Annotated in this window: 17 protein-coding genes; 9 read left to right on the top strand and 8 right to left on the bottom strand. The window is 37.5% G+C overall.

Annotation, left to right across the window (positions count from 1 at the left end; genetic code table 11):
• Positions 1–85: 85 nt before the first annotated feature.
• From AC5WOE_RS14830 to AC5WOE_RS14815, 4 genes are read left to right on the top strand one after another with little or no spacing between them, the layout of a single operon-like run.
• Complete coding sequence (locus AC5WOE_RS14830) at positions 86–1006, top strand: PLP-dependent cysteine synthase family protein (RefSeq protein ID WP_496052904.1); 921 nt, start codon at positions 86–88, stop codon at positions 1004–1006.
• Between the two features lie 2 nt (positions 1007–1008).
• Positions 1009–2139 (top strand): bifunctional cystathionine gamma-lyase/homocysteine desulfhydrase, encoded by a 1131-nt coding sequence (locus AC5WOE_RS14825; RefSeq protein ID WP_496052903.1) that lies wholly within the window; start codon positions 1009–1011, stop codon positions 2137–2139.
• A gap of 13 nt (positions 2140–2152) precedes the next feature.
• Entirely contained in the window at positions 2153–2482 is a 330-nt protein-coding gene (locus tag AC5WOE_RS14820) for a DUF1462 family protein (protein WP_496052902.1), read from the top strand.
• Complete coding sequence (locus AC5WOE_RS14815; RefSeq protein WP_496050817.1) at positions 2466–2705, top strand: YuzB family protein; 240 nt, start codon at positions 2466–2468, stop codon at positions 2703–2705. Before AC5WOE_RS14820 ends, AC5WOE_RS14815 begins: the two co-directional genes overlap by 17 nt.
• A gap of 149 nt (positions 2706–2854) precedes the next feature.
• Here the strand turns inward: AC5WOE_RS14815 and AC5WOE_RS14810 are convergent, their stop codons facing one another.
• The 4 genes from AC5WOE_RS14810 to AC5WOE_RS14795 all read right to left on the bottom strand — a co-directional run bounded on the left by AC5WOE_RS14810 (position 2855) and on the right by AC5WOE_RS14795 (position 6686).
• Positions 2855–3841, bottom strand: a complete 987-nt coding sequence (locus tag AC5WOE_RS14810) for a ketoacyl-ACP synthase III (RefSeq protein WP_496050818.1) — start codon at positions 3839–3841, stop codon at positions 2855–2857.
• Between the two features lie 178 nt (positions 3842–4019).
• Positions 4020–5093: an aminofutalosine synthase MqnE gene (mqnE, locus tag AC5WOE_RS14805; RefSeq protein WP_496052901.1), complete on the bottom strand. Its 1074-nt coding sequence runs from the start codon at positions 5091–5093 to the stop codon at positions 4020–4022.
• A gap of 34 nt (positions 5094–5127) precedes the next feature.
• Entirely contained in the window at positions 5128–5961 is an 834-nt protein-coding gene (locus AC5WOE_RS14800; protein ID WP_496052900.1) for a 1,4-dihydroxy-6-naphtoate synthase, read from the bottom strand.
• Positions 5961–6686, bottom strand: coding sequence for a futalosine hydrolase (locus AC5WOE_RS14795; RefSeq protein ID WP_496052899.1), 726 nt, complete (start codon positions 6684–6686; stop codon positions 5961–5963). The genes AC5WOE_RS14800 and AC5WOE_RS14795 overlap by 1 nt, the downstream gene beginning before the upstream one ends.
• Before the next feature lie 328 nt (positions 6687–7014).
• Between AC5WOE_RS14795 and AC5WOE_RS14790 the strand changes: the two genes are divergently transcribed.
• Together AC5WOE_RS14790 and AC5WOE_RS14785 are read left to right on the top strand one after the other, a co-directional pair.
• On the top strand, positions 7015–7254 hold the full coding sequence (locus AC5WOE_RS14790; protein WP_496050822.1) for a Spo0E family sporulation regulatory protein-aspartic acid phosphatase: 240 nt from the start codon (positions 7015–7017) through the stop codon (positions 7252–7254).
• A gap of 53 nt (positions 7255–7307) precedes the next feature.
• Complete coding sequence (locus AC5WOE_RS14785) at positions 7308–7667, top strand: HesB/IscA family protein (RefSeq protein WP_496050823.1); 360 nt, start codon at positions 7308–7310, stop codon at positions 7665–7667.
• A gap of 32 nt (positions 7668–7699) precedes the next feature.
• Here AC5WOE_RS14785 and AC5WOE_RS14780 read toward each other — a convergent pair whose 3' ends face one another.
• The gene (locus tag AC5WOE_RS14780; RefSeq protein ID WP_496052898.1) at positions 7700–7963 is read right to left on the bottom strand and encodes a hypothetical protein; all 264 of its coding nucleotides are present in this window, start codon (positions 7961–7963) and stop codon (positions 7700–7702) included.
• 254 nt (positions 7964–8217) lie between these two features.
• On the opposite strand from AC5WOE_RS14780, the gene AC5WOE_RS14775 reads away from it, so the two are divergent.
• A complete protein-coding gene (locus tag AC5WOE_RS14775; RefSeq protein ID WP_496050825.1) occupies positions 8218–9414 on the top strand; it encodes an NAD(P)/FAD-dependent oxidoreductase in 1197 nt (398 codons plus the stop codon).
• Positions 9415–9579: 165 nt separating this feature from the next.
• On the top strand, positions 9580–9861 hold the full coding sequence (locus AC5WOE_RS14770) for a YuiB family protein (protein WP_338057502.1): 282 nt from the start codon (positions 9580–9582) through the stop codon (positions 9859–9861).
• Here the strand turns inward: AC5WOE_RS14770 and AC5WOE_RS14765 are convergent.
• Together AC5WOE_RS14765 and AC5WOE_RS14760 are read right to left on the bottom strand one after the other, a co-directional pair.
• A complete protein-coding gene (locus AC5WOE_RS14765) occupies positions 9858–10481 on the bottom strand; it encodes a divergent PAP2 family protein (protein WP_496052897.1) in 624 nt (207 codons plus the stop codon). The genes AC5WOE_RS14770 and AC5WOE_RS14765 overlap by 4 nt on opposite strands.
• Positions 10435–11085: a hypothetical protein gene (locus AC5WOE_RS14760; protein ID WP_496050827.1), complete on the bottom strand. Its 651-nt coding sequence runs from the start codon at positions 11083–11085 to the stop codon at positions 10435–10437. The genes AC5WOE_RS14765 and AC5WOE_RS14760 overlap by 47 nt, the downstream gene beginning before the upstream one ends.
• Positions 11086–11702: 617 nt before the next feature.
• Between AC5WOE_RS14760 and AC5WOE_RS14755 the strand changes: the two genes are divergently transcribed.
• Positions 11703–13070 carry an amino acid permease gene (locus AC5WOE_RS14755; RefSeq protein ID WP_496050828.1) on the top strand — a complete coding sequence of 456 codons (1368 nt, stop codon included), beginning with the start codon at positions 11703–11705 and terminating at the stop codon, positions 13068–13070.
• 52 nt (positions 13071–13122) lie between these two features.
• Here AC5WOE_RS14755 and AC5WOE_RS14750 read toward each other — a convergent pair whose 3' ends face one another.
• Complete coding sequence (locus AC5WOE_RS14750; protein ID WP_496052896.1) at positions 13123–14322, bottom strand: peptidoglycan-binding protein; 1200 nt, start codon at positions 14320–14322, stop codon at positions 13123–13125.
• Positions 14323–14395 lie beyond the last annotated feature (73 nt).

Here is a 14395-nt window from a genome sequence, read left to right as displayed (position 1 = left end):
AGAAAGCAATGTAGCAAATTTATTCAAGTTCCTGTTAAAATGAGAATACGTTTTTAAGGATATTGCTAAAGGAGTAGGAAATGGTATGAGTAAAATATATGAGGGAATCCATGAGTTGATTGGTAACACTCCAATAATGCGATTAAAATCTTTGTCAAAGCATGCAAATATACTTGCGAAATTGGAGTTTTTTAATCCTGGCGGAAGTGTAAAAGATCGGCTTGGAGTTTCACTTATTAAAGAAGGGGAATCGACTGGAAAGTTAAAATCAGGTGGTACTATTATTGAGCCAACTGCAGGGAACACTGGGATAGGATTGGCTTTAGCTGCTGTTGGAACAGATTATCGTGTGATTTGTGTTGTGCCTTCCAAATTTTCTATGGAGAAACAAGAAATCATGCGTGCATTAGGAGCGACAGTTGTGAATACTCCTACAGATGGAGGAATAAAAGGGGCAATTGCAAAAGCAAAAAAACTCTCGGAAGAAATTCCTAATTCCTACATCCCTCAACAGTTTGATAATCCAGCAAATCCTATTGCACACTATGAAACGACCGGTCCGGAAATTTGGAAGCAGACTGGTGGAAAAGTAGATGTATTTGTTGCAGGTGCTGGATCATCAGGTACATTTATGGGTGTTGCACGCTATTTGAAAGAAAAAAATCCTGGCATTCGAAATGTGATTGTGGAACCACAAGGGTCTATTATCGGTGGTGGAGAATCTGGTCCTCATAAGACAGAAGGAATTGGCATGGAGTTTTTTCCGCCATTTTTTGTCCATGAGTTAGTTGATAAAGTTTATACCGTTGATGATGTAGATTCTTTTACTATGGTGAATAAATTAGCAGAACAAGAAGGATTATTGGTTGGCAGTTCTTCTGGTGCAGCATGTTTTGCAGCAGTACAAGAAGAAATAAATGCATTACCAAATGCTAATGTTGTGGTACTATTTGCAGATAGTAGTGATCGCTATCTCAGTAAGAAGATTTTCCAAGGAGGAGAATGAAAATGAAAATTGATACAAAATTGATTCATGGAAGTCATTTAATAGATGAACAGACTGGTGCAGTAAGTATTCCCATTTATCAAGTTTCTACTTACAAACAAGATGAAGTAGGGAAACACCGAGGATATGAGTATTCTCGTACTGGAAACCCAACCCGTCAAGCCTTAGAGGATTATATTGCTGCACTGGAGAATGGGGCGAGGGGGCTCGCCTTTTCATCTGGAATGTCTGCTACTGGAACAGTACTATCTTTGTTTGAGCAAGGAGATCATATCATTTGCAGTGATGATGTATATGGTGGTACGTTTCGCATTATGGATAAAGTATTTCGTCGTTTTGGATTAGAGGTTACTTATGTGAACACTAGTGATCTATCTGCTGTGGAACATGCCTTTAAACCTAGTACGAAAGCTCTTTTTGTCGAAACTCCGACTAATCCGCTCTTAAAAGTATCCGATATTTCGGCATTGAGTGTATTGGCGAAGTCGAAAAAAGCCACATTTATTGTCGATAATACGTTTTACACGCCATATTGGCAAAATCCACTTGATTTAGGTGCTGATATTGTAGTACATAGTGCTACCAAATATTTGGGTGGACATAGTGATGTCGTGGCAGGATTAGTTGTTACTAAAGAAGCAGAACTAGGAGAGAAACTTCACTTTTATCAAAATGCTATAGGTGGAGTACTTGGTCCACAAGATTCTTGGCTTTTGATGCGAGGGATGAAAACATTAGGTTTACGAATGAAGCAGCATGAATTTGGAGCGAATAAAATCGCAGACTGGTTGTCTTCCAAAGTGGAAAAGGTATATTATCCAGGTTTGCCAACACATCCCAATCATGAAATCGCAAAAAAACAAGCACGAGGCTTTGGAGGAATGATATCATTTGATGTAGGGGATGGCGAGAAAGCATCTACAGCCCTAACAAAAGTGAAATATTTTACTCTTGCAGAAAGTCTAGGTGCGGTGGAGAGCTTGATCTCTATTCCAGCAAAAATGACGCATGCCTCTATTCCGGCTGAAACAAGAGCAAAATTAGGCATTACAGATGGTTTGATTCGTATTTCTGTTGGGATTGAAGATGTGGAAGACTTGATCAATGACTTAAATCAGGCCATTTTTGCATAAAGAAGGTATTCTCATGATGGATTTATACGTCTACGGGGCAGAGCAGGTCTGCCCAAGCTGTGTATCTTTCCCGTCTTCCAAAGAAACAGCATCTTGGCTTACACATGCATTAGAGCATAAATATGGAAACCAAGTTACTGTTCATTATGTCGATATCTATTCTCCAAATGGAGAAGATCAAGTCCATTTTGCAAAAAGAGTATTAGAAGAAGATTTATGGTATCCTGTTGTTGTTATACAAAATGAGGTAATTGCAGAAGGCAATCCTAAATTAAAAACAATCTGTGATAGATTGGAAAAATTAGGGTTAGGAAAAGTGATTGATCATGAGGCCACTAATTGAGTTTTGCGTGAATAACTTAACTTCAGATGTACTCGAGATAAAAGCGAAATTAGAAAGCAATTTGGATTTCGATGTCTTGGAATATGGATGCTTAGGTAATTGCGGCCTTTGTGCTAAATCCCCGTATGCTTTAGTAAATGGGGAAGTAATTACAGCAGAGACAGCTGAAGAACTATATAAAAAAATATTACAAGCATGTGAAGAAATGGAATTTCGTTATTGATGAAAGCCTTGATATTATTTTCGAGGCTTTTTTGTCTGCTCTTTGCCAAGTATTTTGTAAAACCTAATTACTGTATGTATAAATAACAGAAGAGACAAAGGCATTTAAGGTACTTTGTCTCTTTTTGTACGGTAATAAGATCTCTAGTTTTATCCTATATTCCATTGGATCATAATGCCTAAATGTGTGAGCCCACCTCCAAAACCATAGAGAACAATGGTATCTTTGTTCTTTACTTTACCTTTTTTAATACCTAAATCTAGTGCTAATGGAATCGATGCAGCAGATGTATTTCCATAATGAGTTACACTTGTTAAAGTTTGATTTATGGAAATGCCTGATTTTTCGCAGATGGCTTCAATCATCCTTAAATTGGCACTGTGAGGAACAAACCAATTGATATCTTCTTTTGCATACCCTGTTTTATCAAGAAGTCTTTTAACCCCCTGAGGGACAGTACGCACAGCCCATTTGTATACTTCTCTTCCATTCTGAACTATTTTTCCTGAACGATTTAGTGGAGTAGTACCGAAAGAGTCAGAAAGATTTGTTCGGTATAAATGAACTCCTCCTTGTCCATCTGTCCCCATATATTGTTCGAGAAAACTTGGGTTTTCTGGATCGTATTCCATCAACATTGCACCAGCACCATCACCAAACAATATACAAGTTGTCCTATCTGTATAATCCGTCACTTTTGATAATGTTTCCGTTGCAACAACTAAAATTTTTTTATGTGTTTTAGCTGTAATTAGGCTGTTGCCCATGTGCAAAGCATAAGTAAATCCTGCACATGTTGCATTTAAATCAAATGCGCCAGTAAAAGGAATGTGGAAATGGTTCTGAATCTGACATGCTACACTAGGAAACATATGATCTGGGGTTGATGTTGCGACAATGATACAATCAACATCGTCCAAGCTCTTTTTGTATCTCTGTATAAGATCTTCTATGGCTTTAAAGGCTAATATAGAGGAATATTCCTTTTCTCCTGCAATTCTCCGTTCTTTGATTCCTGTACGTTGGGTAATCCATTCGTCACTTGTTTCAACCATTTTTTCTAAATCCCGATTGGTTAAAATCTGCTCTGGAACATAGGAGCCAATCGCTGTTATTCGAGCTGTTGATTTTGTCATCTTATGTCCTCATTTCGAGTTTCTTATGACTTGATATTAGTACTAGGTACTAAATTACTTTATCATTTTCTATTTGCATTCCGCAACTTTCTTTTTATAAAGTATAAAAACGAGTCCAAATAAAATAAACCCACCAAATTAGTGGATTTATTTTATCATGATTTTTTTGAGCAGCAGATTAAGTGTATACTTTTATTTCGTTATAGAATGTGTCTCGTTCAACAGGAATCCGGTTTGCACCTTGAATCAACCATTTCAGCTCATCACGTGTGATACCTGATTGAGTCAATGCTCCAACTGCATGGCTAATCCGTTCTTCAACCAATGTTCCATGGATATCGGAAGCTCCAAAATGAGTAGCTAGTTGAGTTAGCTGAGGTCCGATATTGATCCAATAGGCTTTGATATGTGGGAAATTATCTAGCATCAGACGACTAATAGCAATGGTTCGCATGTCATCCATGGCAGAAGTACGTCTTTTCAGCGATGCAGAAGTTTTTCTTGGCTGCATTGCCAGCGGGATAAATACCATAAATCCATTCGTTTCGTCTTGAAGTTCACGAACACGTATCATATGGATAAGGCGTTCTTCTAGCGATTCGATCGATCCATAAAGCATAGTAGCATGTGTTTTTAATCCAAGGGAATGGGCGATGCGGTGTGCTTCTAACCATCCATCTGTGCTTGCTTTATCAGGGCTCATTTTGGCTCGATAGCGTTCCGTTAATATTTCTGCTCCACCACCAGGAAGAGTATCTAAACCTGCATCCATTAACTCCTTTAGGATCGTTTCAGGTGTGCGACCGGCAATTTGAGCAAAGAATTGAATTTCAGCACCAGTGTAAGCCTTTATGGTGATATTGGGGTAATTTTTCTTTAAAATAGAAATGGTATCCAAATAATAGTCAAATGGAACAGTATGGTTGTGTCCACCGACGATATGGAATTCACGGGTACCTTTTGTAATACGTGTCTCAACGTAATGAAGAAGCTCATCCGTTGACATAGTATAAGCTCCATCTTCATCTGGATCTCGTCTGAATCCACAAAATGCACATTTGGCTTCACAGACGTTGGTCGGATTGATATATAAGTTTTCAATAAAGTAGACTTTATTTCCATTCCTTTTCAAATTAACCTCGTTTGCAAGTTGAGCAACTTGCAACAGATCTGGAGATTGATAGAGTGTTAATCCATCCTCTAAAGATAATCTTTCTCCTGCTCTCACTTTTTCTATAATTTCTTGAAGCATCATATGTATACTCCTCTCTTAAGCTATTATCCGGTTACTTTATCAAAAGAGATTTAAAATCAACGGATGGAATCAAACCTTCCTTCATTGCCCTTGTAAGTAAAGCATGTATAGCTTCATATCCTTCTTTTCCTAAATCATCAGAGAAAGAATTGACGTATAAATCTATATGCTCCTGAGCTACATTCCAGTCTAATTCTTGGGCATGATCCATAACGTATTTCTGAGAAGATGCAGGGTGTTTTTGGGCATGAGCAAGGGAAGCTCTTATCCATTGTGCAATTTTAGCTAAATCGAGCGTTTTTTTGGCAATAATCGCACCTAGCGGGATAGGGAGAGAAGTATCTTTTTCCCACCAATCTCCAAGGTCTACAACACATCGTAATCCATATGATGGATAAGTAAACCTCGCTTCATGAATAACCAATCCGGCATCAATTTTACCATCGGCAATAGCTGGCATAATTTCATGGAAAGGTAAAATACGGATTTCTTTGATTCCTTCTGGTACATGTTTTGCGATCCACAAACGAAATAGTAAAAAAGCAGTAGAGCGTTCACTGGGAACAGCAATGCTTTTTCCAGTAAGTGAAACATTCTCTTGCCCTTGCTTTGTAAGGATAAGCGGTCCACATCCTCGTCCAAGTGCACCACCGCATGGTAATAGCCCATAGCTCTCATGCACCCATGGAAGTGAGGCATAGGATATTTTCAAAATATCTGGTCCATTCGCTTTTTCAGCTAAGGTATTGGTTATATCGATATCGGCATAAGTTACCTTTAGTTTAGGAGCATCTGGTATTAGTCCGTTTACCCATGCATGAAAGATAAAAGTATCATTGGGACATGGGGAAAAAGCAATATCCATTATTTATCTGCTTCTTTCTGTATATGGTTTGTTTCATTTAAAGTTTCCTTTAAAACCATACCTACTTTTTTTAGTTGAGAGAATGCATCCACAAAACGCCATTTTGACTTATCTCTGGGTCCGATATGATTAGATATAGCTCGTATTTCGACAAATGGAATGGAAAAAGAGTCAGCAGCAGATGCCACACCAAAGCCTTCCATTGCTTCAGCAACTGCCATTGGATAGCGATCAGCCAATTGCTGTGCAGTATTTTTTGTTCCAGTTACCGTTGATAAAGTTAAAATAGTACCTGTAATGGTATGATTTATTTTCGTTTGAAAGATAATTTTAAGCGATTGTACGAAATTGGAAACCGTAGAAAACCTAGTTTTACCAAGCTCCAATTCCTCAAGTGACAGAAACATCTCGGATGACTGAGCCCCTAAATCAGCAGCAATAACTTGGTCAGAAATCACCAAGTCTCCAATAGAAGTGTGGTTTTCAAACCCACCTGCTATGCCAGCACATATAACAAGATCATATTTCTGCTTAGAAAGTAATTTCGTTGCTTCTATAGCAGCAGAGATAGAACCAACACCTACAACTTCGACGTCAACGGATGAAAGTTGACCTAACCCGTCTATTAGAGCCAATTTCTCAGCAAGAACGGAAGTTACTACAATGATTTTTATGTTAGCATTTGTGGAATCTGGTGGTGAGTCTCCAAGTCTTTCTTGGATCATTTCTCTCTCCTTTGCATTTCTTCGATATGAATAAATTTCTAGTGTCTAAATAAATAAAAACAAGCAATCTTGACCTGAAAAAGAAAATACTTGCTTTGAACTTTTTTTAAAACAAGTTCATTCTATCACAAAGTTATGGATATCACCTATCCCTAAAAAATGGACAAGACAAAATTCTGCAAATGTAAATATTTGTCAATGTTTTTGTCGTGATCAAAATACAAAAAAAAACAAAACTGAAAAAAATGTAAAAAAATAGCTTACAAAAATCGTGTTAACATGTATACTAAAAATTGGTAGCAGATAAAGAATGAAGGAGGGCTTAAAGATGGGAGCGTGGGATTTAGAAGAGCGCATTGAAAAATTGCGTTTAAAAATGGTTGAATCTGCATTGCTTTTAGGGATTGGTCATCCTGCAGTGTACGAATTGAGTGTAGAGCTAGACAATCTTCATAACGAATGGCAAAGAAATTGGCAACAAACCAAACAGGATCGAAATTACATTCGTACTCACCCAAAACATCAGATCAAAGAGTCCTTAGATGAAAAATACCGTACAGTGGTTTAAGCGAAAGTGTGGTAAACTAAAAGGTATCAATTGTCACATTGGAGTGATGAGAAATGATTACCTTAACTGAACAAGCTGCATTTAAAGTAAGAGAGATGCTGAGGGAAACAGAGAATCCAGAAAAACAATATCTACGTGTGGGTGTTCAACATGGTGGTTGTAGTGGATTTTCTTATCTAATGGGCTTTGATGAAGAGAAAACAGCAAAAGATTTAGAACTTGAACAACATGGTGTTCGAGTACTTATAGATGACGAAAGTCAGGGATTGATAAAAGGTACTGTTGTTGATTATAAGGAGTCATTGATGGGTGGGGGATTTCAAATCGATAATCCCAATGCATCCCTAACTTGTGGATGTGGCTCTTCTTTCCGTACAGCTGTTGATGAAGGTAAACCAGATACCGATTGTTAGTCTTATATCCCTCTCCTAAAGAGAGGGATATTTCATGTTTGTATCTCATTGATAAACACCACTTTATCAAATCCACAAGCAGGGCAGAAGACTTCATGTGGACAATAATGCTGTCTACTATCGATTAACCAGCCATCATTTCTCTTCATTTCCTCGATAGGTCGATAAGGACTATACGAAGCTAACAAAAATGAAGCAGGTCCATAATCTTCCATAGTATGAAGGCAATTTGGGCATTCTTCTAAGTAAGATGTATATCCATTGCATAAAGGACACTGGAAATGGGTTGGGTTCATATAATCATCTCGTTTTTGATTAGCATAAGAGAAACCAATGGAAAACATGCATGATTGTCACAAGAAAGTTATAGAATAAAGAATGGAAATTAGAAACCCCTTGTAAAAAGTACGTGAAATACATATCATATTATTGTTAGCATTTTAGGAATCTAAGGGTTTTCCTCTATTAGGTTTGTGATCTCTCACACATAGTGTCTAAGTAGATCATATGAATGGAAAATATAATGAAAATTAGATGGAAGTGATGAACAATGAAAGTCCCCAAAATACTTATTTTAGGCGCCGGTTACGGTGGACTTATGACAGCAAAAGGCCTTCAAAAACATCTCCGTCCCGGAGAAGCAGAAGTAACTCTAGTGAATCAGAACTCTTATCATTACATTACTACTAAATTACATGAACCAGCCGCTGGAACTTCTCATCATGATCACGCTCGTCTTTCGATAACTTCTGTGATCCATCCTCATCGAGTAAACTTTATACAAGATCAAGTGACTACAATTGATACAGAAGCAAAAAAAGTCACATTAGCAGAACATAAAGAACCTTTGACTTATGATTATCTCGTGATCGGCTTGGGAAGCGCTCCCGAAACATTTGGAATCAAAGGTCTACTTGAGAACTCATTTTTCATCAGAAGTATCGATAGTGTTCGAATGATTCGCGAACATATGGAGTACATGTTCTCTCAATATGCAGCTGAGAAAAAAGACGAACTTATTACCATAGTAGTTGGTGGGGCAGGATTTACGGGAATCGAGTATGTAGGTGAATTAGTTGATCGTATGCCAGAACTATGTAGAGAATATGATATTCCCCTTGAAAAAGTACGTCTTGTAAATATCGAAGCTGCACCTAGTGTACTACCAGGGTTCGACCCTGAACTAGTAGAATATGCTACGACTTATCTAAAGAGCAAAGGTGTGGAATTTCACATCAATACTCCTATTGCAGAATGTACACCTGAAGGTGTTATTCTTAAAGACGGAGAAGAGATTAAAGCTTCCACGGTAGTATGGACTGGTGGTGTCAGAGGTAATAAATTAGTAGAAGACGCTGGAATTGAAACGATGCGTGGACGTGTGAAAGTCGATGGCCAATTGCGCGCTCCAGGACATGAAAATATTTTTATCATCGGAGATAGTTCACTTGTATTCCCAAGTGAAAATGAAAGACCTTATCCACCAACTGCTCAAATTGCCACTCAGCAAGGCCAATTCCTTGGTAAGAACTTAGTGAATGTGATACACGGTGGTCAAATGGACACTTTTGCTTATCATCCAAAAGGTACTTTTGCTTCCCTCGGAAGAAAAGAAGCGATTGGAGTTTTAGGAAAAAATAGCAAAATGTTTGGCTTTAAAGCTTCCTTTATCAAGAGAATTACTGAGTTGCGTTGGCTCTATTTACTGGGTGGAATTTCGCTTGTGCTACGTAAAGGTAAGTTTTAGAAGAGATCACTGTTGCGAAAATGTAGATAAGTTACTTAGCTACTAAAAAAGAGCAATCATCTACAGGAAAGTAGGATTGCTCTTTTTGTGTAGAGAAAGACAGCCATTGACCGCATGTCTCATTTTTTGTACCATATAGGCAGCATGTGGAAGGAGATAATTCCAATGACAATGTTAGCAGTTCCCCCAATTAGCCTTGTTCAATTAATTATTTCTATCCCTTTATTACTGGTTTTCTTTTTTGGGATAGGATTTATCTTAAATATGATATTAAAGACTACATGGTTACCGATTTATTTATTTGCAGCCCTAATTGTGTATTTTGCATTTCAAATTAACACCGTTTATATGACGGATATTACGTGGTTAATTGCAAGTTTAGCAGGGGTTGTAGGCAGTGGTTTAACCATACGTTATTTAAGAGCTAAAGGTTACCGGATGTTCTAATACCAAAGATAATAATTAATGATAGCCACGATAATTCCAAACCATAATCCAACAAAGACTTCAATAGGTTTATGACCTAAGATCTCTTTTAATTTCTCCCTTGTCTCGGCAGGGGATTTTTCTTTTGCTTCTGCAAGCAACTTGGTCATATCTTCTACGAGGCGATTTAATACTTGAGCGTGTACTCCAGCCTGTCTTCTTACACCTGTTGCATCATACATGACAACGACACTCAAGATTGTAGCAATTGCAAAAGTAGAAGAGTTCCATCCTTGTGTAAGACCAATTGCAGTGGAAAGAGAACTTACTGCTGAAGTATGTCCACTGGGCATACCACCGGAATGATAAATCCATATCCAATCCCATTTACCTGTCATGGAGAGATTCCATATTATTTTCAAAAATTGTGCGAGTAAAATCGCCAGTAACGATGTCCATAAAGGAAAATTTGCAAGTAAATCACTTACCATGTAGAGGTCCTGCCTTTCGGATACAACTGTGCATTTCTCCTTTATTGTCTCATATTCTGCACAAGAAAAACCAGCTTTCATTTGAAAGCTGGAAGTGGAAATATTAGAAAGATAGGTTTTCTTTAACTTCACGATTAAAGTCTTTTTCATTGAGCGTTTTCCAAGCTGCGTTAAATTCATCGATTTCTTTGTTGAAGTTATCGACAAGTTCTCCCTCTTTTTTGGAGTATTCATCGTATTTATCGATATTAGGTTGTTGACCTTGTGAGATAGTGACATAAGCTTGACGATAAGAGTCAATTAGATTTTGAAAGTTATTGATATAATCCACTTGCGATTGGGTTGCTTTCTTAAATGCCGTTAAATATTGGGTTGCTCTTGATTTGGTTTCTTCGTTTTTCAACTCATTTGCTTTGCTTTCAACGGCAGGGATTTCATTAAGCAAAGTTTGAACACCTTGCTTATATGTAGTTAGATCAGTATTAGCTTTATCTAAAGAGGACATTAATTGGTTGTACTGGGTTTCGCTCATATTGGTACCTTGGTTTAAAGCTTGAGAGATTTCATTTCCTAGCTGGTTTGCGGAGTTGTAGTCATTAATCATCTGACGTTGATTACCCATGTTTTTGTCATGATGATCCATCAATTTGTCCATTTGATCCATTAGTTCTTTTTTGGTACCAGAATCGGCAAGTAAGGAACAGCCAGATAGTAGTAAGAGGCAACTAAATAAAATGAGAGCTTTTTTTAACATATTATAAACTCCTTTAAAATTTGTAATGAAACTAGTGACTATTGTAACAAACTATGCAAAAAATTCAAGAAGAACAGAGATGATTTGGCAAAATAGAAATTGATGTGTTTATTTTTGTTATTGAAAAAACGGTCCGAATTGAGTTGCTGATTCACCTGAAAAAAGTACTCCGAGTTTTAAAACAGCTTCAGTAATGGATAATCCTTTTCCTTCCGCTACTCCCATCTTTTTTGAAAATGCATGGAAACATTACACCCCAAACCCAAACTTCATAATAAACTGTTGTGTGTTTGTTGCCATGGATAACAGTATCTCTTGTATTTGGCCTAAAAATATGATCAAGTGTCATCTACAGCCTTTCTTGTCGAGCAAATACATCATTTTCCTTTAACATGGGGATTTTATAAGACAATCAGCAGTTCATTATCAATGCTCCTCTCGTAAAGTATTGGTAGTCCCATATCACCTAATATATGCCTCGAATAAGACTAGATAACAGATACACTCTTTCTAAGAAAATTTTAGGTATATTAAAATGAAATATTTAAACAAATTAGACATTATTTGCAAACAAAATAAAAACATGTCATAATGGCTTAGTCAGTGAGGAGGTATTTATGGATAACCAAAATAAGTTAAAAAGATCAATGAAAAGTAGACACCTTTTTATGATCGCATTGGGTGGAGTCATTGGGACAGGCTTTTTTAATGGCTCTGGTTATACAATTAGTCAAGCAGGACCAGTCGGAGCAATTCTTTCGTTTCTTGTTGGCGGTCTGGTGATGTATCTAATCATGTTATGTCTAGGGGAATTAACACTAGCAGATCCATCTTCTGGTTCATTTCAAGATTATACAACCAAATATGTAGGCCCAGGAACGGGTTTTATGGTCGGTTGGTTATATTGGTTTGGTTGGGCAGCAACCGTTGCATTGGAATTGGTAACAATTGGTTCAACAATGAAGCGGTGGTTTCCGGATGTAAGTATTTGGGTGTGGAGTTTAGTATTTGGTGTCATACTGTTTTTAGTAAACGCTTTCTCCGCAAGAAGTTTTGCAGAGACTGAGTTTTGGTTTGCAATTATCAAAGTTTCGATGATTGTCCTCTTTATTATAATTGGTGCAGCTGCTATTTTCGGTTTCATACCTGTACATAGCGGAGTAACTGGATTTGCAAATTTGTTCAAAGATGGTATATTTCCAAATGGATTTACTCCCATTTTAATGACAATGATAGCAGTGAACTTCTCATTTCAGGGAACTGAACTAGTGGGAATTGCTGCAAGTGAAAGTGAAAATCCAGAGAAAACCTTGCCTAAAGCCATTCATCAAACCGTTTATCGGACAATTTTATTTTTTGGTTTAGCAATTGCGGTGTTGGTGTGTTTAATACCATGGAAACAAGCTGGCGTTGTAGAAAGTCCATTTATACTGGCTTTAGATAAAATTGGAGTCCCCTATGCTGCAGACATCATGAATTTTGTTATTATCACAGCATTGTTATCTGTCGCAAACTCTGGATTATATGCTGCAACCAGAATGTTGTATGCGCTATCAAAAAATAAGATGGCTCCTAAATTACTAGGAAAAGTAACAGATCGAGGGGTTCCATTTTGGGCACTAGTCATAAGTTTTTTGGTTGCTAGTTTGTCTTTGCTTACATCTAAGTTTGCTGCTGATACCGTTTATATGTGGATTCTGTCCATAGCAGGTACTACAGCTGTTATTGCTTGGATGTCCATTGCTGCATCACAGTTTTTCTTCAGACGACAATATGTGAAAAATGGTGGAAAAGTAGAGAATTTATCTTTCCGAACTCCATTCTATCCATTTGTTCCTATTCTTGCTTTTGTTCTAAATGCTATTGTGATGTTAAGTCAAGTTTTAGATCCATCAACAGCTCTATCTGTATATTTAGGTATTCCAGCTATTATTTTGTGTTACATCATATACTATGTGTTTGTTGATAAAAGGCGTAACGCTTAGACTTACGAAAAAGAAACGCTACTTTCCAATGAAAGTAGCGTTTTGCATGTTTCTAGTGACTATATTTTGTATAGTACTTATTGTATAAGCGTTTCCATGTTTCGGGACCTGGGTATCCATCAGCATCGCCGCCTGTCCAGCCTTGTGCACGCTGGAATGCTTGTGTATTTTTCAAATCAGCTGATGTCCATTCTGGTCCAGGGCCAACTTTGTAATACTTTCCATAACCAGCTGCTACTAACATGTGACCTAATTGTGTAACAAATTTATTTTTAGCACCTGTTTTAAAGTATTTTGTTCCAGGGAATGTCTTTTGTACTGCATATGGTGCTTTTGGTTTTGATGGTTTCGAAGTCGAAGTACTCGGTTTCGAAGTTGAAGTACTAGGTTTCGAAGTCGAAGTACTAGGCTTTGAAGTCGAAGTACTAGGCTTTGAAGTCGAAGTACTCGGTTTTGAAGTCGAAGTACTCGGTTTCGAAGTTGAAGTACTAGGCTTTGAAGTTGAAGTACTAGGTTTCGAAGTTGAAGTACTAGGCTTCGAAGTTGAAGTACTAGGCTTCGAAGTTGAAGTACTAGGCTTTGAAGTCGAAGTACTCGGTTTCGAAGTAACAGGCTTTGTAATGACTTGTATTGGTGTTGGTTTCTCTTTTACAGCTGGTTTTGGCTTTGATTTTTGGATAGCTGCTGTAATTAGGTTGGAATGTTGTTTGTCTTCTTTTCCTTTTACTTGTTCTTTTTCGACGTTGCTATCTGCTACAGCATAGTCTGGATCAGTAATGATCTCAACTGGGTTTGTTGGTTCTGAAGACTGAGAATCAGCTACATCAGTTGAGGTTGAATCAGTTGTTGTCGATGGTGTTTGTGAAGCTATAGAAGTATCAGGCAATTCGACTGCATCACTACTACCCTGTGGAGTAGAAGAAACTCCCGTTAGGGGTACATCTTCATTTTGATCCGTTCCATTGTAAGGAATAGGCTTTACTTTTAGTGTTGTTTCCAAACTTTTGGATGGAAGGTTCTCCATCATCTGTTCATTCGCATCTTTAGAAACAACAGTATTCATTACAATAGGTGATTTTTGAACACTTGGTTGCTGCTGTGCAGGTGGAGACTGCGCAAATGTTTGAGTATAGTGATAGACGAAAAAACCACCGAATGTGCAAATAACACCAATGGATGTTAACTCTAACCATTTGGCAAGCTTGCTACTAGTTGGTGATTCTTTCTTAAATAGACCGGATAATTTTGACATACACTTCCTCCCCTCACTAATTAGTTATCCACATCATACTACAAGGGAATAGGAGAAGAGTATACAAAATTAA

The sequence above is a fragment of the Shimazuella sp. NTD248 genome (assembly GCF_059510395.1).
The sequence above is the reverse complement of the archived record's forward strand: the minus strand, read 5'-3'. Positions and strand labels throughout refer to the sequence as shown.